At 49.7% G+C, this 22,779-nt stretch carries 17 protein-coding genes and 1 other annotated feature; of the genes, 12 read left to right on the forward strand and 5 right to left on the reverse strand.

The window, feature by feature from the left end; all coding sequences use genetic code 11:
- Positions 1-207: 207 nt before the first annotated feature.
- The 4 genes from L6H70_RS01530 to L6H70_RS01545 all read left to right on the forward strand — a co-directional run bounded on the left by L6H70_RS01530 (position 208) and on the right by L6H70_RS01545 (position 5,990).
- Positions 208-2,094 (forward strand): glucose PTS transporter subunit IIA, encoded by a 1,887-nt coding sequence (locus L6H70_RS01530; protein WP_236329097.1) that lies wholly within the window; start codon positions 208-210, stop codon positions 2,092-2,094.
- The gene (gene ptsP / locus L6H70_RS01535) at positions 2,091-3,848 is read left to right on the forward strand and encodes a phosphoenolpyruvate--protein phosphotransferase (protein ID WP_236329099.1); all 1,758 of its coding nucleotides are present in this window, start codon (positions 2,091-2,093) and stop codon (positions 3,846-3,848) included. The genes L6H70_RS01530 and ptsP overlap by 4 nt, the downstream gene beginning before the upstream one ends.
- Positions 3,849-4,042: 194 nt before the next feature.
- Positions 4,043-4,576, forward strand: a complete 534-nt coding sequence (locus tag L6H70_RS01540) for a sigma-70 family RNA polymerase sigma factor (RefSeq protein ID WP_236329105.1) — start codon at positions 4,043-4,045, stop codon at positions 4,574-4,576.
- Entirely contained in the window at positions 4,566-5,990 is a 1,425-nt protein-coding gene (locus L6H70_RS01545; RefSeq protein WP_236329107.1) for a hypothetical protein, read from the forward strand. Before L6H70_RS01540 ends, L6H70_RS01545 begins: the two co-directional genes overlap by 11 nt.
- 84 nt (positions 5,991-6,074) lie before the next feature.
- Here the strand turns inward: L6H70_RS01545 and L6H70_RS01550 are convergent, their stop codons facing one another.
- A complete protein-coding gene (locus L6H70_RS01550) occupies positions 6,075-6,599 on the reverse strand; it encodes a type 1 glutamine amidotransferase domain-containing protein (protein WP_236329109.1) in 525 nt (174 codons plus the stop codon).
- A 209-nt stretch (positions 6,600-6,808) separates the two neighbouring features.
- Here L6H70_RS01550 and L6H70_RS01555 point away from each other — a divergent pair, with 209 nt between their 5' ends.
- The 3 genes from L6H70_RS01555 to L6H70_RS01565 all read left to right on the forward strand — a co-directional run bounded on the left by L6H70_RS01555 (position 6,809) and on the right by L6H70_RS01565 (position 9,432).
- A complete protein-coding gene (locus L6H70_RS01555) occupies positions 6,809-7,261 on the forward strand; it encodes a hypothetical protein (RefSeq protein ID WP_236329111.1) in 453 nt (150 codons plus the stop codon).
- A 363-nt stretch (positions 7,262-7,624) separates the two neighbouring features.
- Positions 7,625-8,635: a catabolite control protein A gene (gene ccpA / locus L6H70_RS01560; RefSeq protein ID WP_206104454.1), complete on the forward strand. Its 1,011-nt coding sequence runs from the start codon at positions 7,625-7,627 to the stop codon at positions 8,633-8,635.
- A gap of 101 nt (positions 8,636-8,736) precedes the next feature.
- The gene (locus L6H70_RS01565; protein WP_236329113.1) at positions 8,737-9,432 is read left to right on the forward strand and encodes a 5'-methylthioadenosine/adenosylhomocysteine nucleosidase; all 696 of its coding nucleotides are present in this window, start codon (positions 8,737-8,739) and stop codon (positions 9,430-9,432) included.
- Positions 9,433-9,449: 17 nt separating this feature from the next.
- On the opposite strand, the gene L6H70_RS01570 is transcribed toward L6H70_RS01565, so the two are convergent.
- Entirely contained in the window at positions 9,450-10,082 is a 633-nt protein-coding gene (locus L6H70_RS01570) for a GNAT family N-acetyltransferase (RefSeq protein WP_236329137.1), read from the reverse strand.
- A gap of 160 nt (positions 10,083-10,242) precedes the next feature.
- Here L6H70_RS01570 and acsA point away from each other — a divergent pair, with 160 nt between their 5' ends.
- Positions 10,243-11,967 (forward strand): acetate--CoA ligase, encoded by a 1,725-nt coding sequence (acsA, locus tag L6H70_RS01575; protein ID WP_236329139.1) that lies wholly within the window; start codon positions 10,243-10,245, stop codon positions 11,965-11,967.
- A 92-nt stretch (positions 11,968-12,059) separates the two neighbouring features.
- Here acsA and L6H70_RS01580 read toward each other — a convergent pair whose 3' ends face one another.
- Positions 12,060-15,047: a transglycosylase domain-containing protein gene (locus L6H70_RS01580; protein ID WP_236329141.1), complete on the reverse strand. Its 2,988-nt coding sequence runs from the start codon at positions 15,045-15,047 to the stop codon at positions 12,060-12,062.
- Positions 15,048-15,185: 138 nt separating this feature from the next.
- Positions 15,186-15,443, forward strand: a binding site (T-box leader).
- A gap of 83 nt (positions 15,444-15,526) precedes the next feature.
- Here L6H70_RS01580 and tyrS point away from each other — a divergent pair.
- The gene (tyrS, locus tag L6H70_RS01585) at positions 15,527-16,780 is read left to right on the forward strand and encodes a tyrosine--tRNA ligase (RefSeq protein ID WP_236329143.1); all 1,254 of its coding nucleotides are present in this window, start codon (positions 15,527-15,529) and stop codon (positions 16,778-16,780) included.
- Here the strand turns inward: tyrS and L6H70_RS01590 are convergent.
- Both L6H70_RS01590 and rpsD read right to left on the reverse strand, forming a co-directional pair.
- Positions 16,775-17,311, reverse strand: a complete 537-nt coding sequence (locus L6H70_RS01590; protein WP_236329145.1) for a GNAT family N-acetyltransferase — start codon at positions 17,309-17,311, stop codon at positions 16,775-16,777. The genes tyrS and L6H70_RS01590 overlap by 6 nt on opposite strands.
- A 189-nt stretch (positions 17,312-17,500) precedes the next feature.
- A complete protein-coding gene (rpsD, locus tag L6H70_RS01595; protein ID WP_206104461.1) occupies positions 17,501-18,100 on the reverse strand; it encodes a 30S ribosomal protein S4 in 600 nt (199 codons plus the stop codon).
- 391 nt (positions 18,101-18,491) lie between these two features.
- Between rpsD and L6H70_RS01600 the strand changes: the two genes are divergently transcribed.
- The 3 genes from L6H70_RS01600 to L6H70_RS01610 all read left to right on the forward strand — a co-directional run bounded on the left by L6H70_RS01600 (position 18,492) and on the right by L6H70_RS01610 (position 22,721).
- Complete coding sequence (locus L6H70_RS01600; protein WP_236329147.1) at positions 18,492-20,489, forward strand: GGDEF domain-containing protein; 1,998 nt, start codon at positions 18,492-18,494, stop codon at positions 20,487-20,489.
- 206 nt (positions 20,490-20,695) lie between these two features.
- Positions 20,696-21,511 (forward strand): hypothetical protein, encoded by an 816-nt coding sequence (locus L6H70_RS01605; protein WP_236329149.1) that lies wholly within the window; start codon positions 20,696-20,698, stop codon positions 21,509-21,511.
- A gap of 94 nt (positions 21,512-21,605) precedes the next feature.
- Entirely contained in the window at positions 21,606-22,721 is a 1,116-nt protein-coding gene (locus L6H70_RS01610; RefSeq protein ID WP_236329151.1) for an aminopeptidase, read from the forward strand.
- Positions 22,722-22,779: the final 58 nt, after the last annotated feature.

The raw sequence follows: 22,779 nt of genomic DNA on the forward strand, positions 1-22,779 counted from the left end.
CAAAATAAAAAATGTTGTGCGTGAGCCTCCATCCGCCGATTCCCTTGCCGGTTCCCTACTGCAGGACCAGCTTTTTTCTGTGCCTCATAATTTCGATTTCCCTTCCCATCCCCCGGGAAAGCGTGGTATTCTAAGTGTTGCGTATTCTTTTGACAAAAACTGTTGTAGCGCTTACCATTCATTATAGAACGAAAGGAGAGGGTCACCTTGAATTGGCTCGGATCTTTGCAGCAGTTGGGCAGAGCCATTATGCTTCCTACCATGGTGCTTCCGGCTGCGGCCATTCTGCTGAGTCTGGGCAGCTTACCGTGGTCTGCATGGGGACTTTCTTCGGTATCCGAAGTGACTACATACGCGGGGCAGGGGATATTTTATTTCATGCCTTATTTGTTTGCTGTCGGTGTAGCCTGGGGGCTGTCCAATCAGGCCGGACCGGCCGGGCTTGCAGCGCTTGCGGGAATGTTCACCTATGACCGGATTGTTACCAATATGGGCAACGGGGCTGTTCAGCCTGCAACACTCATCGGAATTATCCTCGGGATTGTCGCCGGCGTGGCGCATAACCGGTTCAAGAATATTAAACTGCCAGAGGCAATCCAGTTTTTTGGCGGTTCACGTTTCGTACTGTTGTTCATGGGACTGTTCTCCGCCTTGTTTGCCTGGGTAATGCTCGGTGTTTCTCCGGTCTTACAGGATGTGCTGGATATTTTATTCCGGGATATACAGGCCGCCGGCGGTTTTGGGGTCTTTGTATATGGGGTTTTGTATAGGGTCCTAACAGCCTTCGGGCTGCATCATATCCTGAACAATGTATTCTGGTTCCAGCTGGGCACCTTTACCACTCCTGACGGCAGTGCGGTCGTGCAGGGGGATTTGCCGCGTTTTTTTGCGGGTGATCCAACAGCAGGCGTCTTTATGGCCGGATTGTTCCCGATTATGATGTTCGCTCTGCCGGCGATTGCGCTGGCTATTATTCAGGAAGCACGAGAAGATTTGAAGCCGAAGATTAAGAAGACTTTCTTGCGGGCCGCACTCGTCTGCTTTTTGACAGGGGTTTCGGAGCAGATTGAGTTCGCCTTCCTGTTTGCTTCCCCTTATCTATTCGGACTGCATGTGGTGATGTCGGGTCTAGCTATGGTGCTCACCTATGCGCTGGGGATTCATCACGGGTTCTCGTATTCGGCGGGGGCGATTGATTTCATCCTCAATATGCATCTCTCACAGCGTGCCTGGCTGCTGATTCCGATCGGGATCGGCTATGGCATTGTATATTATAATGTGTTCCGCTGGGCGATCCGCCGCTTCCAGATTCCGACGCCGGGGCGTGAGGAAGGCTCGGAGCTGGGGGATTGGGCAGGTAACATTCCATATCAGGCACCGCTAATTCTGGAAGCTCTGGGCGGCAAAGAAAATATTGTCCAGGTACAAGCCTGCATCACAAGGCTAAGATTAACGGTACACAATGACCGATATATAGATACAGCGGCACTAAAAGGCCTTGGCTCTGCAGGGATTATCAAGCTGGGCGGCGGTAACGTGCAGGTGGTGTTCGGGACTTACTCCGAGCTGATCCGCGAGGAGATCGATAAGCTGATGCTGCGTGATCTCCCGCAAGTGTTATTCTGTTCACCGATTCAGGGCCGGATGATGCCGATTGAAGAGGTGCCGGATCATATTTTTGCAGCTAAGCTGGTTGGAGATGGAGTTGCCTTTTTCCCGGAAAAAGGAGAACTGGTTTCGCCTGTCTTCGGCAAGGTAATGCACGTGTACCCCACAATGCACGCAGTAGGCATTTCAACGCCTGAGGGGCTTGAGGTGCTTATGCATATAGGGATCGATACTTCGCAGCTTAAAGGGCCGTTTGAGGCGCTTGTACAGGAAGGTGACAGTGTGGAGCCGGGACAGCTGCTGGTCAGATTTGACCTGGCCTTTTTGCAGGAGCATGCAGCTTCACTTGCCACACCTATGGTCATTACCAACCCTGACCGTGTAAAATCCTGGAGCTATGCTCCATTCAAAAACGTGAAAAAGGGGCAATCGTCCGTAATGTCCGTGGTACTACATGAGAGTAATGTTGGAGGGATCGAAGCATGATACAGGGCATAGGCGCTGCAGCAGGTGTTGCCATCGGGAAGGCCTTTGTCTTGCCGAACTGGGAATGGAGCCTGCCGGATACGCAAGTGAATCCCGTGGATCTGGCCAAGGAGTTTGAACGGTTATATGAAGGCATCCGTACCTCTAAAGATGAAATAGAATTTATTAAAAAAGAATTCCGTGAGGTCGTAGGTCCGGAAGAATCAAGTATCTTCGACGCTCACCTGGCTATCCTGGATGATCCGGTATTCATGAGTGAAATCCGCGGGATTATTGAACGTCAATATAAAGCGGCTGAGGTAGCTGTTAAGGAAGCAATCGATCACTTTGTTGCGATGTTCGATCTGCTCGACGATGAGTACATGAAGGAGCGGGCCGTTGATATCAAGGATGTCGGAAACCGTCTGCTGAAGCATCTGCTGGGAGCGCCAGAGGTGACGCTGCCGTCGGATACACAGCCATATATTCTGGTGGCAAAAGAGCTTTCGCCTTCCCAGCTGGCTCACTTGAATCCGGTTTATGTGCTCGGTATTGTTACTATGATGGGCGGCAAAACCTCTCATTCCTCGATTATGGCCCGGGCGCTGGGCATTCCTTTGGTAGCGGGCTTGGAGAACAAGCTGACGAGCCCGATCCAGACCGGGGATATGCTAGTAATGGACGGCGAGACCGGGACAGTACAGATTCATCCGGATGAAACCACCGTACAGGCCTACGCCGCAAGACGCGACAAGCAGCAGAAGAAAAAAGAACAGCTCGAGCTGCTCGCGACGGTGGAAGCCGTCACCAAAGATGGTGCGTCGCTGCACCTCGCCGGCAATATCAGCTCCGTCAAGGAGCTGGATATGGCGTTGAAGTATGGGGCGGAAGGCGTTGGGCTGTTCCGTACAGAGTTTTTGTATATGGACCGCCACTCGTTCCCGACAGAAGAAGAACAATTTGAAGTCTACAAGCTGGTTGCCGAGAAGGTGGGCAGCAACAGTGTAGTGATTCGTACCCTTGATATCGGGGGGGACAAGCACCTGGATTATTTCCAGCTGCCGGAGGAGCAGAACCCGTTCCTTGGCTACCGCGCAATCCGCATCAGTCTGGACCGCAAGGATATGTTCAAAACGCAGCTGACTGCGATTTTGCGGGCCAGCCACTATGGAAATGTCAAGCTGATGTTCCCGATGATTTCATCGGTAGAAGAGGTTCAGGCGGCCAAAGCCATACTGAATGAAGTGAAGAATGAGCTGGATGAGCAGGGAATTCCTTATAACCATAAAATACCCGTCGGCATCATGATTGAGGTTCCGGCTGCTGTTATGATTGCGGAGCTGCTGGCGGAAGAAGTTGACTTTTTCAGCATTGGCACGAACGATCTGGTGCAATATGTACTGGCGGTTGACCGGATGAATGAGCAGATTGCCCATATGTACCACCCGTATCATCCGGCTGTACTGCGTATGATCCGGATGACCGTGCAGGCTGCACGGGATGTTGGCATCGACGTTAGCGTATGCGGCGAGATGGCTGCTGATGAGCGCTCGCTTCCGCTCTGGCTGGAGCTGGGCATCCGCACTCTCAGTATGTCACCGCAGGCGCTGCTGCGGGTGAAGCACCGCACACTTAATACATTAGCTGCGGAAGCTAAAGAGATTGCCAAGGCTTGTTTCCGTCACCGGACAAGCCTGCAGACGGAAGAGGTGCTAAGCGCATTCGCCGTACGAAGCGGAGCTACAGGCGAGGCACCAAAAGAGAAAACCTTGTAATGATCAGGCAGCCAAAGTATATTCGATGAAGTGAAGGGTCCGGCGGATACGCCGGGCTTTTTGCGTTACTGCTCCAAGAATGTCGTTAGCAAAAAAAGTAAAACCGTTTTTACCTTAAAGGAGTCAGTATAGATAGAAGTACATAAAGGGGCGCTTTTTGAGGCTGTTGTTAAGGGAGGCAGAGAAAACGGAGCATGGAAAACCTGATGGAAGGTGAACGGGTTAAATATGGTGAAGAAAGCGGCCAGGCTTTTATCGGACTCGTCTCGGCGCAGAAAAGAATACTTTACGGAATCGCATACAGCTACTTCCGGAGTGAAGCGGATGCGCTCGAAATGCTGCAGGAAGCTACGTACCGGGCTTGGATGAAGCGTAAAAGTCTCAAAGATCCGGAACGGTTTGCACCCTGGGTCACGCGAATACTGATCAACTGCTGCAAGGATGAATTGAAGCGTAGACAGCGGCTGGCTTCCGTAAAGCCTACCCATAACGGCAATGATGGATTGATGGAAATGACCAGTGACCGCAAGTTGGACATGGAGCAGGCACTTGACAGCGTGAAACTGAAATACCGCCAGGTGCTGGTGCTGAAATATTACCGTGATATGACCCTGACAGAGATTGCGGAAGTACTCGGCAAGCCCGAAGGGACGGTGAAGACCTGGCTGAATAAAGGGTTAAAGCAGCTGCGTGACAAACTGAAAGGGGGGCTTACTAATGGCCGGTAATGAGGAAAAGCTGCTGAAGGATTATTTTGAGGAATTATCCGGACAGGTGGAGGAGGTGCCGGAGATCAAGTTGCAGGCGGCAATACGAAGCGGGATGTTACAACCAGTTCGTTACCGTATTTCTGCAGTCAAAAAGCGGTTTGCAATATGTATTACGGTAGTTATGGCTGCTGCCCTGCTCTTCGCATTCCCTTGGATTGGTCAGCAGGTTGTGAGGCCTCACAGTGCTCAGATTCCGCCGGAAATGGTCCAGAGAACTGGAGAGTTCGACGAGTACCGGGTAGTGGCAGGCATTAATCCTGCGGGATACGATAACACTACCGTACTTTCTGCGATCGAAGCAGGTTTGATACAGCGTGTCAGCGGTGCTACAGCCCGGCAGAATGGATTTGTGCTGACGGTAGACGGAATTGCTGCAGACCGTATGGGGATTATTATCTTGTATTCCCTTCAGAATAATACCAAACAGAGAGCCCGCGTGAATGTTCTGCAGCTTACAGGAACTGGAGATGAGCTGGTAAACACCCTGCCTGGATCGGCCTGGAATGCCAAGGATGTGCCGACCGGCACTACGCGCGGATATGAAGTATTGCAGTGGGGTGAAGAGTTCAGCTCGCTGCCGGAACAGATTACGTTCGAGGTAAAGCTTGGGGAGTATAAGCCTGCGGATTTCGGAAATACGCTGGCTCAGCTGTCCGTGCCAATCCTGCTGGATAAAGAGCAGATGGCCAAAACAGGTGAAGTCCAGAATATAGACCAAACTTTAACTATTGCGGGACAGCATATACAGATTGATGATGTTTACCTTTCAACAACAGGTGTTTATTTGGATTATGCCTACGATCCGCAGAACACCAAACAAATCTTTTCGATGCTTAACCCGCAGCTTTTAATGGGCAGCAAGGGTGATTTTACGAATCTGGCTTTGCTTCGTACATTGGCGGTTGAAGGGAATAGTCGGTTGGTGTTTGCGAATGATAGTCGCTTCAGCCAGCCGCTCAAGCTGCAGATCGGCGGAATTCTGGCGCTGGATAAGGAGGCAACAGAACTGATTATTGATACGGAGAAGCAGGAAATTATTAAAGCGCCCGACAATCATTTGAAAATGTCACTTTACAGCACTGATAAGGGTTCTACAATGATTCTGGAGTATCTCAGAGCGCCAGCGAAGCAGAGATTATACAACTCCCTGATGATAGGCAGTGAGTTTACGGATGCAGATGGCCAGATTCATTCAGCCAGCCAGTTTGATATCAGCATTCCACAGCGCCAGGAGTCAGCGGAAAAAAAGTCAATCCCACTGCTGCATTATCTGGGTCTCGGCAGCAATAAATATTCCCAGCCCCTGACGTTCACCATAACCGGCTATCCTAATCCAATACAGGAGACACTATCGCTCCCCATCCGCAAATAGCTGCCATAAAGCACAAACAGCCCTGTACCTCAACAAGCAGTAGAGGCGGGGCTGTTTATCTTTCTGAAGATATTTAATTACGCCCTATTCCCCGGCCAGCGCATCACAGAATGCTTTACCGTAAGGCGGAAGATCCGGCGGACGGCGGGCAGAAATAATATGTCCATCCGTCACCACAGGTTCATCCTTCCAGATGGCCCCGGCATTCTCCATGTCATCACGGATGCCAGGGGTAGAAGTGACGGTAACACCATTTAGAATCTTGGCCGAAATTAATACCCAGCCGGCGTGGCAGATTTGGCCGATCGGCTTCTTAGCTGTGTTAAAATCCTGCACCAGCTTCAGTACGGCACTATAACGGCGAATTTTATCCGGTGCCCAGCCACCAGGCACAAGAATTCCATCATAATCAACCGCATTTAGCTCATCCCAGGAATATTCGGCTGTAGCAGGTACGCCGTATTTACCGGTATAGGTTTTGCCTTTTTCAAGGCCTGCCAGATGCACCTCAGCGCCTTCTTCCCTCACACGGTATACGGGATACCAGAGCTCCAAATCTTCAAACTCTTCATCGACAAGCGCGATAACCTTTTTACCGGAAAGTCTCATGATCTTTGCAGCTCCCTTCAAGTCATCATATCCTGTTTATTCTATCAAATTTGAAATATGAAGTCATCTTGGAACATGTAAACCTTTGCTTTATTACCAAATAAATCATTTTATGCAAATGAGAAGGGATTTAAGGCGGAGAGGGCGAATATAGCAATTGAAAAGGCGGACTCACGTGTTTTTTCAATATTGAGCCTGAGGTGTGGGAGATGTTAAAAGATAATCTGGTTAAAAAGTCATGCGGCTGCGGCGGAATCATGACCCTACATATGCATACGCTGATTTACAGCGCAAAGATCAAAATCACTCATGTTCCAGTTTACACATGCGGCGTCTGCGCACGTTATGAACCTTTTCCTTTCATTAAAAAGGAACTGGGTAAGCTGATTGGCGAATTAGGAGAGACTCCACCCAGACGCCATCTTTCCTTTGCAGACCGGAATGAGTGGGCGAGTGTACTTAAGGATGCTTTTACTTCCGGCATATTTCCCGGCGGAATGACTGAGCTTGAAGAAACCATTTATAAAGCGATTCAGGGACGGATCGATGTCCTTTTGGATGTGTACCGGCTGTCAGTGGAGCTTGGTGACCATCAATGGATGGAAGAAACTGGTTCTAGACTGTCGCAATTGACACTTCAATCGGCAGAAAGTGCGAAATGAAAAGTTTTTTCTGCAAAATCAATGAAAATTTTTCACGAATGTTGGATTTTTCACGGACTTTTTGTTACGATAGAAGCAGGTTCAGATTATCGCTGATTTCGGTAGAACTCCTTGCTGATGTCTCCGGCATTTTTCGTTAAATTACAGCAAAGGGAATCAACGCCGCGCCGATAAACCTACTGGAAATCAGTGGAGGGCTTTATTGAGGCAATTGGAGATAGAACCGCGCCAGGATAAGCTTTATGGTCCTTTGAAAGAATTTTGAAAGGAAAATGAAGCGTTATCATTGCACAATTGTACAAAGTGTCGTATCATAATTTTAATTAGTCGAACGATAAAATTTATCGCAATGGAGAGAGTAATTTGACGGTAACCATTTACGATGTAGCTCGCGAAGCAGGCGTATCTATGGCAACGGTATCACGGGTTGTGAATAATAACCCTAACGTGAAGCCGCAGACCCGGAAGAAAGTATTTGAAGCAATTGAGCGTTTGGGCTATCGTCCAAATGCTGTGGCGAGAGGTCTCGCCAGCAAGAAAACGACAACCGTAGGGGTTGTCATTCCTGATATCTCCAACTCGATTTTTGCAGAAATTGCGCGCGGGATTGAAGATATTGCAAATATGTATCATTACAACATTATTTTGTGTAATGCCGATAAACGCAAAGAGAAGGAAATTCGTGTAATTAACACACTTCTGGAGAAACAAGTGGACGGGCTGCTCTTCATGGGCGGAACGGTAACTGAGGAACATATCCAGGCTTTCCAGACCTCTGCAGTTCCGATCGTGCTTTGCGCAACGCGTGATGAGAAGGGGACTTACCCGTCGGTTGATATCGACCACGAGAATGCGGCTTTTGATGCTGTGAACACGCTAATCCGCCACGGACACCGTGAGATTGCTATGATCAGCGGAACGCTGCAGGATCCTGCAAACGGTTATGCCCGGTTCCAAGGCTACAAGAAAGCACTGGAAGCGGCAGGAATCGAGTATCAGGAAGACCTGGTACGTATTGGTAACTACCGTTACGAATCCGGTGTCGAAGCGATGAAGTATTTCCTAGGACTCAAGAAGAAACCGACAGCTGTATTCGCCGCAACGGATGAAATGGCTATTGGCGCAATCCACAGTATTCAGGATGAAGGTCTTAAAGTTCCGGATGATTTCTCAATCATCAGCGTAGACAACATCCGTATGGCTTCGATGGTTCGTCCGCTGCTGACTACTGTAGCACAACCTATGTACGACTTGGGTGCGGTAGCCATGCGGCTTTTGACGAAGCTGATGAAGAAGGAGACGGTTGAGAATCCGCGGGTTATTTTGCCGCATGAGACCATTCTCCGTTTGTCTGTCAATCATGTAAACAAATAAGATTATTAATTCGTAGAAAGCTCCTTCGGGGGCTTTTTATGTTGAAGAAGTGAAAAGTTTCAGCCTCCCGCTTGGCGGAGGAATTTACGGAGGGATACATATTGAGTGAGTTAATCGGTTTAATTGGCGCGATGGATGAGGAGATTGAACTGCTGTTGAATAGTATGGAGAACAGGCAGACCACCGTTAAAGCCGGTATAAAATACTATTCGGGAGACATCTTTGGCAAGCCGGCTGTCCTCTGCAAGTCGGGAGTAGGCAAAGTAAATGCAGCGGTGACTACGCAAATTCTGCTCGATACCTTTGGTGTATCCAAGGTGTTGTTTACCGGTGTGGCGGGGGCTGTTCATCCTGACCTTAATATTGGAGATATCGTAATCTCCTCCCATTGCATCCAGCATGATATGGATGTAACAGCCCTTGGTTATCCCAAAGGGGTAATCCCTTATCAGGAGGTATCAACTTTCACTGCAGATGAGTCTTTAGTAAAATTGGCTGAGCAGGCCTGCTCTGAGCTGAAGCAGCATGCCATCACTGGAATTGTGCTGTCCGGCGATCAATTTATTGCCAGCAGTACAGTGGTTGCTAATCTGCGGGAACAGCTTAACGGCGCTTGTGCCGAGATGGAAGGGGCGGCTGTTGCACAGGTCTGCACCATGAATGCTGCACCGTTTGTGATTATCCGCTCCATGTCAGATAAGGCTGACGGCTCGGCTCATGTGAATTACCAGGAGTTCACTGTATTAGCCTCTCGGCGTTCCCATGCCATTCTTGAATATATGCTAAAAGCTTTATAACGGTACTCACCCGCTAATTAGTACATAAAACGCTGCCTGAAGCGTACTCTGTCGAAGGTCTCTTGAGAAGACATCGGTACTTCATTTCCAATCCGGACCATCAGGCAGTTGGCAGGATGCGAACAGATTTCCGGATCATCGGTGGCATACCAGACCATATCAACGGTTTTCATCAGGTTTTCCATCATTTTTCGGTATGCCCATACATCCAGCCCGCTGCCCTTCAGGTCCCAATGCCAATAGTATTCTGTAGTGAAAACAATACAATTCTCCAGCTGCTCCCGCTCAAACGCTGTGGCAATCAGCAGTTTGCCAAGCCCGCCTCCCCTATAAGCGTCTGCTACCTCTATAGCTCCTAATTCAATCAAGTCAGGCATTCCACCCTGTGACCATAGTTCCAGCTCATCCGGATAATGAAAGGTTACATAGCCTATCAGCATGTTATCTGTAACTGCGGTAATAACCCGGCCCTCGGGTAGTCCCGAAATTTCAATGAGTGCTTCCAGCTGTTCATGCGGCTTGCGGAAGGCATCCAGATCGTGATGGATGTCCAGGCTTTGCAGTACTACAGGGGACATTGGACCGCTAATAATAATTTCTTTATTGCGATATACGTATGCATGTGAGACGGGTATCTTGCGGTGCTCCATGAATGGGCTCCTCTCGAACAACTAATTTATGGAATGTAACCGTTTCCTATGTTATACTGATTCCGACATAAATATTTCACATTTAGTACATTGACAGTTTTCATGAACTAAGAATCTCGCCCTTAAAGCTTAATTCAATCTAGTAGGGGAGGCAAGAGTAATGGGGCAAGTCCATAGTGAAATTTTACCGGGCCGTGTACAAAATGCGAACATGACAGATTACACCCGGGCAGTCAGCGAATTCCGGTGGGAGGATGTAGAGAAGGAGTTCTCCTGGTTTCATACGGGCAAAGTAAATATGGCCCATGAAGCCATAGACCGCCACGTAGCAGAGGGGCGTGGAGCGGCAACAGCGCTCATCTACAGCGATTCTGCGAGAGAGGAAAGGTACACTTTCGCGGATCTGCAGGAACGCTCCAACCGCTTTGGGAATGTTCTGCGTAAATACGGTATAGGCAAAGGCGACCGGGTATTTATCTTTATGCCGCGGAGCCCGGAGCTGTACTTTAGTTTGCTTGGTGTCCTAAAGGTTGGTGCAGTGGTCGGACCGCTGTTTGAAGCTTTTATGGAAACAGCTGTGAAGGACCGGCTGGAGGACAGCGGAGCGGTGGCATTGGTTACTACACCGGAGCTGCTGAAGCGGGTCAGGCATGAGGAGCTTCCAGAACTGCAGCATATTATTGTTGTTGGTGCTCAGGCAGATCCGGAACACGGTATACTAAGCTACGAAGAGGAGACAGCCACTGCTGCAGCCGAACTGGAGCCGGAATGGCTAACCTTGGAAGATGGACTTATTATGCACTATACCTCGGGCTCAACCGGGAAACCTAAAGGGGTCTACCATGTGCAGAGGGCGATGATTCAGCATTATTATACAGGCAAGATCGTACTCGATTTACGTCCGGATGATGTGTATTGGTGTACCGCAGACCCTGGGTGGGTAACAGGAACCTCCTATGGGATTTTTGCACCCTGGCTGAATGGGGTTGCCAACGTAGTCCGGGGCGGGCGCTTCAGCCCTCAGGACTGGTATAAGACGATAGAACGCTTTGCGGTTACGGTATGGTACAGTGCACCTACAGCATTCCGGATGCTGATGGGAGCAGGCCTCAGCAGCCTGCAGGGGATTGATCTGAGCAGTCTGCGTCATGTGCTGTCTGTCGGGGAGCCGCTTAATCCAGAGGTTGTCCGCTGGGGGGATAAGATTTATAACCAGCGCATTCATGACACGTGGTGGATGACCGAAACAGGCGCACAGCTGATCTGCAATTACCCGGGGATGGACATTAAGCCAGGCTCCATGGGACGTCCGCTGCCAGGTATTGAAGCGGCGATTCTAGATGACCGTGGCAACGTGCTTCCCCCCTATTCGATGGGGAACTTGGCGATACGGACACCTTGGCCTTCCATGATGGGGACCATCTGGAATAACAAAGCAAAATACGACGAATATTTCCGCATTCCCGGCTGGTATATTTCCGGTGACTCAGCTTATATGGACGATGAGGGGTATTTCTGGTTTCAGGGGCGGATCGATGATGTAATCAATTCATCCGGTGAGCGGATTGGCCCCTTCGAGGTGGAAAGCAAGCTGATAGAGCATCCGGCAGTGGCGGAGGCGGGAGTCATCGGGAAGCCGGATGTGCTGAGGGGAGAGATCATCAAAGCATTCATCTCTTTGCGGGAAGGCTACCTGCCTTCAATAGAGCTTAAGGATGAGATCGCTGCCTTTGTCAAAGCGGGGTTATCCGCGCATGCAGCCCCCCGGGAGATTGAATTCAAGGATAAGCTGCCGAAAACCCGTTCGGGCAAAATCATGCGCCGGGTGTTAAAGGCCTGGGAGCTTCATCTTCCGGCTGGAGATCTGTCGACAATCGAGGATTAGGCGTGCTTAAGCAGACACACACAAAAACACCGATTCCCGCACTTTCGTGAGGAATCGGTGTTTTTGTGTTCTGATAGGCCGAGATGGAGCGGTTACTTTGTTTTCCCGGCACCCTTCTCGCCGCCAGCAGCATTATTGCCTCCGCCAGCAGCGTTGTTGCCCCCACCACCAGCGTTATTGCTTCCGCCGGCAGCATTGCTGCTTCCGCCGGTAGGATCGTTGACACTGCCAGTTGGTACATCCGAGCTGCCAGGATCCACAATGATCATCCCGGGATCTTCGGTTGCTTCGGGTACCGCGCCACCGTCAGGTGTCGGATCAGTTCCCGGCAATGCCTCCGGTGTCGGCGTTACCTCCGGTGTCGGAGTTGCCCCGCCGGATACGCTGCCAGAAGCTGTCTCATGGCCGGCTACATCTACAGCTGTCACGTAGAAGGTAGCATTCACGGTCTCTGGCGTGCCGGGCGAGAAGACGGTATTTTCACCGGCAGAAATGACCGCCTGCTTCTTGAAGGTACCTCCGTTTAAGGAACGGTACAACCGGTACCCTACAACGTCGGATGAGCTGCTTGGTGTAAATGTTATAACGGCTTTACCCGAGCTGTAGGAGACATTAACACCGCCTGGTGCTGCGGGTGCGTTTCCGTCATCAACACGCGGGTCAACTTCGGTTGGGAAGTCGGTCTTGGCATCTTCCGGCATATAGTATTCCAGCGGTTCATGCTCTTTCATAGCCGGGAAAGCAGCCAACAGTTCCTTGACCAGATCCTGAATTGGCTTTTCACGCTTGACGACGATTTTCTCCTTCAGGAAATCCTCCGGTGTGCCTTCCAAAGGCAGATAGTTCACGCCGCCATATGTTATATATTTGGCTTTGGAAATGCCGTCATCGCTATCTTTAGGCACATATTTTGTATTGAACAGGTCTGTTGTGAATTTGTCGGTCAAATCTGTAGGCAACTTGCCGCTGTATGCGGAGACCGTCTTTTTGACGATACCCTCAGGCTTTGTGAACGCTTTGGTTACGAACAATTCAGGCTGTTTCTCGATCACCTTGTTCATTACCTTAGCCCAGAGCGTCTGTGCCTGTCGTTTTTGGGTATCACCCTGGAGAGTGTTGATCTGCTCTTTATAGCCCACCCACATACCCAGTGTTACATCTGGTGTGTAGCCCATAAACCATACATCCCCATAGTTCTGTGTAGACCCGGTCTTCCCGACAATCGGCACTTCTTTGAAATGCTTATAATTGCTTCTTACCGTGCTGGCTGTACCTTCGGTAATAACCGTACGCAGCATGTCGGTCATAAGATAAGCCGTCTGTTCGGAGAATACCTGCTCCGGATTCACTTTATGCTGATACACAATTTTACCTTGCGAATCTACGATCTTCTCGATCATATAGGCGTCATTAAAAGCGCCTTTGTTACCGATGGAAGAGTAGGCATTGGTTAATTCTTCTACGGACACCCCGTAACGCAGCCCCCCGATAACCCCGGTTTGCGCATTATAGTCATCGTCCTGAATGGTGGTGATCCCCAGTTTCTTAGTGAATGCCCAGGAGGCTTCGATTCCTACCTTGTCATTAAACAGTTTAAGGGCAGGGAGGTTCAGGGATTTGTTGAGCGCATATCGTGCTGTAACGAGCCCCTGATAGCGGTTATTGGCATTCTTCGGAATATGAAATCCCTTGGTGCCGTCCTTCAAAATAATCGGCGCATCATCCACGATACTGGCAGGCTGAATTAATCCGGCGTCGAGCGCAGGCAGGTATGCAGCAATTGGCTTCATGGTGGAACCCGGTTGACGAACCATCTGCGTGGCGTAGTTCATCTGCTCGATATTGAAGTCACGGCCCTCGATCATCCCGAGGATAGCCCCGGTTTTGTTATCGATCATCATGCCCGCAGTCTGTTCCTTGCCTCTTGACTTACTGTCCTTCGTAAAGTTGTCGCTGTCTTCTGAAATGCTGTGCATCGCACTGTATACTTTTTTGTCAATAGTGGTGTATACACGGTAACCGCCGGTCATAAGCTGCTGGCGTGCTTCCTCGAGCAGTACAGTGTCATCAGTAGAAGCGGCGGGATCTGTTGCATCGGTCTTTTCTTCATTTATTGAGAGAAGGATCTCTGCAGCCTTGCGTTCCGTTTCCAGCATCAGATAAGGATATGTAGCGTACGCTTTCTTCGTGTGCGGAGCCAGGGAAGCTTTGATGTCGAACAGTAACGCTTCATCATATTGTGAGGTGGTGATTTTGTTCTCTTCGAGCATCCGGCGCAGGACCAGCTTTTGACGGTCCATGGCACGGCCAAAGGCAGTCTCGTTGAATTCGCCTACTCCGTTAAAAGCAGAATACTTGGAAGGAAGCTGCGGAAGCCCGGCTAAGTATGCAGCTTGGGCAATATTCAGCTTGTCGAGATCATCGAGCCCGAAGATCCCCTTGGCAGCAGCTTTGATGCCGTATACATTATAACCGTTAGATCCGTTTCCAAAGGGAACCTTGTTAAGATAAGCTGTAATTATTTCCTGTTTGGACAAAAAACGCTCCAGTCGCAGAGACAGCAGAATTTCTTTTACTTTGCGGTCTTCTGTGCGGTCCAGGTTTAAAAATACACGTCTTGCCAGCTGCTGGGTGAGTGTACTGCCTCCGGTCTGAACGGATTCATTAAGCAGCTTCTGTTTGACGGCACGCACAGTGCCGCTGAAATCGACTCCTTTATGGTTATAGAAATTATTGTCCTCTATAGCGAGGACGGCATCGATCACTAGCTGTGGGATATCATTAAATTCAATAAGCCTGCGGTCTTCTTCAGTGCGAAGCTGACCGATAGGCTGGCCGTCACGGAAATAAGCAAAGCCGGTGATGGCGTTCTGGCTGACTTGCTGCTGAATCAATTCTTCGGAGCGTACAGGGTCATCCTTCACTATGGAAGTGACATAGCCTGCCACGGCACCGCCTGCAAACAGAATGCCCAGGATGCCGAGTATAAACATCCACTTTACGACTGAACCGAACCTGCGGAGCCAGGATCTTCGCGCGGGACGCTGTTTTGCGGTCTTCTTTTTGTTCTCCTCAACCATCGACGATAATCCTCCTTTTAACGGAACTATTATAGCACAATTTGCCGATTTTGAATGCGCTTCTGGCCGGAAACCCGGTTTGCGCGGGTGTTGACTTATTTAAAGCTTATGTGGTATAAATTTACTCAATTGGATATCCAAAAAGCATTGAAAGACATCAGTAGAAGGCATGCCATGTGTTTCAGAGAGCCGGTGGGTGGTGCGAACCGGCAGCAGGCCCCTTTGAATTACAGTCTGGAGCTGTCCGGAGGAACCTCAGGCACTAACCTGCTTGCTTAGTAGTCCGGAACCGGGGCGTGCCCCGTTATCGCAATGAAGTGAAGGATTACGGCTGCGTCCGGACGCGGCTGGATCTTTAATTAGGGTGGTACCGCGAGTCTTTTACTCGTCCCTTTATGGGATGAGTAAAAGGCTCTTTTTGCGTTGCTTAACCGGAAAAAATGCATTGAGCACTGACAGATTTTTAAGGAGGAATACATATGAAATGGGAAGAGTTGACTCCCCAGCAGCAGCTGGAAGTGGAACGGCAGCTGGAAGCTGTCTCACGTGGTGCAATGGAAATTGTACCGCAGGAGGAATTGCGAGGCAAGCTGATAAAGTCTGTGGTGACAGGGGTCCCGCTTAACATAAAGCTGGGGCTTGACCCCTCGGCGCCTGACATTCATATCGGGCATACGGTTGTACTCCATAAGCTGCGCCAATTTCAGGAATTTGGACATGTCATTCAGCTGATCATCGGGGATTTCACCGGACGGATCGGGGACCCCACTGGTAAATCTGAGACACGTAAGCAGCTTAGTGAAGAAGATGTGCAGCGTAATGCCCTGACTTATAAGCAGCAGGTGTACAAGATCCTAGATCCGGAAAAGACACAGATCCTATGCAACTCGGATTGGCTGAGTCCAATGACTTTTGCTGAGGTAGTGAATTTATCGGCAAAAGTAACTGTGGCCCGGATGATGGAGCGTGACGACTTCACCAAACGTTTCCAGGGCGGCCAGGCCATCAGCATTCATGAATTTTTCTATCCGCTGATGCAGGGGATGGATTCGGTTGCGAACGAGACGGATATCGAAATTGGCGGTACGGATCAGAAATTTAATATATTGATGGGACGCACCCTGCAAAAGGAATACGGGGCGGAGCCGCAGGTGGTCATGCTCATGCCGCTGCTCGAAGGGCTAGACGGAGTGAAGAAAATGAGCAAGAGCCTCGGAAACTACATTGGTATCGATGAAAAGCCGAATGAAATGTACGGGAAGGCAATGTCTATTCCTGATGAGCTGATGCTGAGATACTATGAAATGGTCACGGACCTCAGCAATGGGGAGCTGGATATGCTCAAAGAAGCATTGTTTTCCGGAAAGGCACATCCAAGGGATGTCAAAATGCAGCTGGCATATACCTTTGTACGCATGTACCATGGTATAGCAGCAGCGGAGGCCGCGCAGCAGCATTTCATCACTGTGTTCCAGCAGCGTGTCCTGCCTGACGATATTGAAGCTCACACCCTTCCGGCAGATATGCTGGTGAATGGCACGCTCGCACTGGTTAAGCTTCTGACTCTCCTGGGCTTTGCAGACTCAAACAGTGAGGCAAGAAGGAGCATTCAGCAGGGCGCAGTGAAGCTGAACGGGATGAAGCTGGAGGACCCGAACAGGGTGATTAAGCCGCAGGACGGGGATATTGTTCAGGTAGGTAAGCGAAAGTTTGCAAAATTGAGCTTGTCATAATGGGAACGGCGGATACTCTAAATAATCTTCTTTGGTTAATTCATAATCAATAAAGGATTGCAGCTCACCAAGTTGGTTACGCCTGGTATCATAATGAACAGCACATTCCCGGAAGCCGATCTTTTTATATACATGCTGTGCTCTGTAGTTCTTGAGGTTAGTATCCAGTTGGATAGTGTCGATCCCCTGCTCCTTAAATAAGTAGCGGATTAACATCTTCAGAAAGGCAGTCCCGTATCCCTGGTTCTGCTGGTGCAACAGACAGATTTTGATGCCTATCTCTACAGTGTGGGGAGCAGTCTGCCTGCAGCTCATCTCTCCTGCAGGGATGCCGGCGATCTCGAGTATATAACGGCGGTGATGTTCTTGTCCGGAGCTGAGAGTATCTACTACTTCATCGACAGTAATGCCAAGGCCGTTCGGGAAGCCTGCGTGAGCCATGACGAGACCGTCATTCCACCAGTTACACAGAATTTGGGCGTCGTCCGCAACTGCCTGGCGGATTATTAAAGTACCGTTGCTTAAGAGCATTCTAGTTCCTCCAATTTATCCATTTTACCTAAATGTACCATGATCCAATTTTTTAGAGGAATGGAAAGAATGAGTTAAACTGAAATTGAACATTCTTGGTCCGCAGCCCGATATAAGTATTTAAAGAAGAGCACAAAAAAAGCCTCCGGAAAACCGGAGGCTTTGCTTGATTCGCGTAAACGCGAAATCTTAACGGTTGTAGAATTCGACGATTTGCTTTTCATCGATATCTTGGGACAGCTCGGCACGTTCTGGCAAACGGATGTATTTACCTTCGAAAGAGCCATCAGCATATTCCAGATAACCTGGAAGGTGGGAACGGTTATCCAAAGCTTCTTTGATCGAAGTCATGGAGCGGCTTCTTTCACGAAGTCCGATAACGTCGCCTACACTTACACGGTAAGAAGCGATGTCAACTTTTTTGCCGTTAACGGTTACGTGGCCGTGGGATACCAGCTGACGTGCGCCTGCACGGGAGTTAGCAAAACCAAGACGGTAAACCAGGTTGTCCAAACGGCTTTCGAGCAGGAACATGAAGTTTTCGCCCGCGATACCTTGGAGCTTTTGTGCTTTGGTGAAGAGAGTTTTAAACTGTTTTTCACCCAAGCCGTACATGTGGCGCAGTTTTTGTTTTTCCAAAAGCTGCATTCCGTAGTTACTTACTTTTCTGCGTTGGTTAGCGCCGTGCTGTCCTGGTGGGAAAGGGCGTTTCAGGTCTTTGCCTGTACCGCTAAGGGAAATGCCCAGACGGCGGCTGAGTTTGAATTTAGGTCCGGTGTAACGTGCCATGATATAGTAGACTCCTTTATAATTGAAATTTCATGTTAGGGCCTATTTGTGCCGCAAATCGTATCCGTGAAAGCGTGTATTGGTTTCACTCTGCCGGGGAAGTTCAGCCGCTGCCCTGGCAGTAACGAAATGCGTGAGGGTGACACAACGTTACGCCCAAGTAAGACTTCTTACAGTCTTGTTCAACAATAAATATTATATGAAAACAATATATAATGTCAAGCGCATCTTTAAAGAGATTTTGTCTATCTTTGTCGTTAGTTCTTTGGTCCTAAAAAAAATCCCGGTTTTCAGGAAAATATAATGCATTGCAGGAAAAAAGAGAGTAAAATATAGCTAATTAGATGTTATCGGAAAGAAACTCATTTGAGATGCAAAGGGGATCCTTTTTATGTCGGAACAGGAAGCATATGGTCGTAAAGACAATCGTATGCTGTTGCAGGACACGATGCAATCAAGCGGAGAGCTCAATGATCCCGCCGCATGGCTCAAGGAAACGGATATTGTATCCTATGATTTTCCGTATGCAGCCGAATTGATTGCTGAGAGCTTCAGAGAATGGCGGGGACAGGCTGTCCCTCCGTTTGCAAAGCTTTGGGAATGGTGCGTGCTGAGTTTCGAAGGGAAGTGGCTTGAGGGCATTGACGGGTCCGGAGCCCGGAGTGAACGCTGGAAAGCGCAATGGGAAGCGGAGGCGGCATATTCTCTTCGCTCCGGAAAGCTTTATTCGGCAGAAGAACGGACAACTGAACCGGCGATAGTGCTGCTGACGATTCCCGTATTGACCAGAGGCCTCGGAGAAATTTTTGCCCTGCTTGGATGTGCAATGACAGCAGAACAATACGAACAGGGGGGAGTGCATACGGCGGAAGCGATGGCTATGCATTTCCAGACCTGCTTTTACCACAGATTTGAGCATGTTTTTGTGTCGGATCTGGCAGGTATACACCAGCATGCGGAACGGGAAAGCAGCCGCCGGTCATTGTTGTTTCAGATCGTTCAGCGGATGCATGACAATATCGATGTCAACGCTGTGCTGACTGAAGTCATCGACAGCATCTCAGCGATGTATCCGGGAGCACGGCTGGATCTTTTCATGTCCCAGGATCATCGCAGCACTCACCCCCAAGTCAAGCCGCTTCCGTTGCGCTGGGGCGATGAGGATGTCTGCGCCAAAGCCTTCAAGGACGGGCGTGTGGCCCTCCACGCTGGTTCTGATAAGAGGTCTGTGGAAATCGGGCTGCCGCTTGGGGGTAAACAGGGAGTATACGGTGTATTTCATATGGTGCTGGACAGGCCGGCATTTCCCGATGTAGATCTCCGCTTTCTTTCTATGGTAGCAGATACTGCGGGGACTGCTTTTGAGAACGCCAAGCTGTATGAGCGCTCTAATCAGCTGATCCGTGAGCTGCGGATGAGTAACGAGCTGACCCAGCGCCTGAACCAGAGCTTACGGCTCGGGGATATTTTTCAATATGCCTTTGAAGAGCTGCTGGAGATGTTCGATGCGGATTACTGCTGTATCCTGCATCTTAATGAAGAAAAGGGCGGCCTCGAAGCGATTGCCTGCAATTATCTGCCGCTCCGCGGTGAGATTATTGATGCGGGCAATGGACTCGGGGGGAAGGTTTATATCACGGGTGAGCCCATTATAGTGTCTAACTATAGAGATGCCGAAGATACCACGTCCAAGCTTATGCAGGCAACGCACTCACAGTCACTGATTGCTACTCCGCTGAGTGTCGGCGGGGAGGTGCGCGGAGCGATCATGCTGGCCCACCGTGAACCTCAGTTCTTTTCCTATGACAGCTTCAGGTTGCTGCAGGCGATGGCCGGCCATATCGGACTTGCCGTAGGGAATGCGCGTTTACATGCAGAGGTTCGTTACCTGGCGAACAGGGACAGCCTGACCGGGCTATATGCCCGCCATTATTTGGACGAGGAGATCAAGGAAAGGCAGTCTAAGGACTTCTGCGGCTCCTTGATTGTTGTCGATATCGATCAATTCAAAATGGTCAACGACACCTACGGGCATCAGAAAGGCGATAAGATTCTGAAGCAGGTTAGTGAAATTGTGAAATCCTCGATCCGCCAAGGTGATATCGCTGCAAGATGGGGCGGGGAAGAACTGGCGGTCTACCTGCCTCAGCTGGGAGTTCAGCAGGCTGTGTTTGTGGCCGAGCGGATACGCAAGCGGGTGATGGGTGAAACGGAGCCTCGTGTTACCGTATCCTGCGGAATTGCGGAATGGAGCTGGACTGATGATAGAGTAAGCGTAGAATCCCTGTTCTACCGGGCCGATATGGCGCTTTATGATGCTAAGAACAACGGCCGCAATCAGGTCGTGATCGACTGTAAAGATGCAGATGTCAATGTGAAGAATCCTTAGGCTTAAGCCGCAAGGGTTCTTTTTTTTGCCCGGGGAAGAAAGGAAGTATAAGCAAAATGTGATAGGAGAACCTATAAAAGATCGTTCAGGCGAGAAGTGGAGTCTTTATTCAGCCTGAACCCTCCACAGCAAATCACTCGACCGGGAAAGGCTTGAATGTCATGAATATACCTAACTATCGGAGTAAGAGAAAGGCTTCATTCATAATGCTATTGCTGCTTCTCAGCGGCTGCGGGACCTCAAACGGCAAACCGGCTGCGCAGGAGCTGAACCTGGTTCTCGCCGGTATGGACGGCAGCGACGCGGTATCTTTTGAAGGAGCGGCGGCGCTGCTGATCGGCGGACAGACTGTTTCCGAATCCGCGCTTTATTATGGAGGCAAGATTGAGGACCATAACAAGGTCAGTCTGTATTCACTGCTGCCTGATGAGCCGGGAGGGACGAAGGCGGCAGCACTAGAAGGCCTGAATAAGCTTGAGCAGAGCCGTTCGGCAACTCCTGCATACTACACTCGGCTTGAGAAGAAAGACGGGGAGTGGCTAATGCAGTCTTCATCCCCGGAATCCGGGGCAGGAAATCCGCTTACGGCGCTGAACCCTCTGCGGCAGCTGGAAGAGCTGGAACAGCTCGAGAAGCAGGTGACAGAGGAAACGGGCTCGGCCAGGGGCAGCAAGGTGCTGCGGATTAAGCTGAGTCCCGGTGAAGCAAAGCGGCAGCTTAAGGCACAGCTTGAGCGGGAGATGCAGGCTATCCGCCCGGCTGCAGGCAACGCTCAGGACACAGCAGGGCAACGGTCTGAAGTTACTACAGCTATGAATACCTTATGGGCACAAAAGGAGAAGGAGCTGCAGCAGAAGCTGGCTCAAGCTGAGATCTCGTCTGTGTATTTCTTAAAGGTGGACACCAAGCGCAATCTGCCCAAGCGGTTAACCTGGACCCGTACGGTAAGTCATCCCGCTTCCGGGGACCCTGCGGAGGTCGAAACCTATGTGACCAAAGTAGATTTTTACGGGTATCACTGAGAAGCTGCTGTAGGGGAAAACCTTGCGCTAAGTAGTGGGCGTGCTACAATAGAACAGTATGTTTATTTTCTGTAAGAGGAAGGAAGAGAGAAGGATGAAAGATCCAAGAATTCAAAAGCTTGCGGCAAACCTTGTAGGGTATTCCGTAAATGTGCAGCCGGGTGAGAACGTGCTCGTCGAAATGATCGGCAGCGAAAGAGATTTGATAAAAGCTGTGGTGGAGGAAGTCGGCAAAGCCGGAGGTCATCCCTTTGTGCAGCTGACAGACCGTACCGTCCTGCGCAGTATGCTTCAATATGCTACCCCTGAAGGCCTTAAGGCCTGGGCGGACATTGACCTGAACCGGATGAAGCAGATGGATTGCTATATCGGAATCCGTGCCGGTGAAAATGTCAACGATCTGGCAGACGTGCCGGAAGAAAACATGAAGCTGTACAACGCCCTTTATTCGCATCCGGTACATAGTGAGCAACGCGTTAAGCATACTAAATGGGTTGTATTGCGTTACCCGAATGCAAGTATGGCTCAACTGGCTAATACCACTACAGAAGCTTTTGAAGACTTTTATTTCGAGGTCTGCAACCTGGATTACGCCAAAATGGATAAAGCACAGGATGCCTTGGCAGATCTTATGCGTAAGACTGATAAGGTGCGTATCACAGGACCTGGTACAGAGCTTACCTTTTCGATCAAAGGGATTGGCGCAGAGAAATGCTCCGGCCAGAAAAATATTCCGGACGGAGAAGTGTACAGCGCCCCTGTCCGCGATTCCGTTAACGGTACGATCAGCTATAATGCAGCAACCCTATATAACGGGATAACGTTTGAAAATGTGAAATTCAGATTCGAGAACGGTAAAATTGTTGAAGCGACAAGCAATGATACTGTGCGCCTGAACGAAATTCTCGATTCCGATGATGGTGCGCGCCATATTGGTGAATTTGCCATTGGCTTTAACCCTTACATCCTGCATCCGATGAAGGATATTTTGTTTGATGAGAAAATTGCCGGAAGTCTACACTTTACACCGGGCCAGGCTTATGATGTAACTGATAACGGCAACCGCTCTTCCATCCATTGGGATCTTGTGCTGATTCAACGTCCAGAATACGGCGGGGGCGAGATCTATTTTGATGATGTGTTGATTCGCAAGGACGGCATTTTTGTCATTCCTGAACTTACAGGTCTGAACCCTGAAAACCTGAAATAAAATGTAATAACAAGCAGAGTGTTCTTATGTTCTTAGTGTATTTACAGAAAACACCTTG

The organism is Paenibacillus auburnensis, from assembly GCF_927798115.1.
GTDB lineage: Bacteria > Bacillota > Bacilli > Paenibacillales > Paenibacillaceae > Paenibacillus_AQ > Paenibacillus_AQ auburnensis.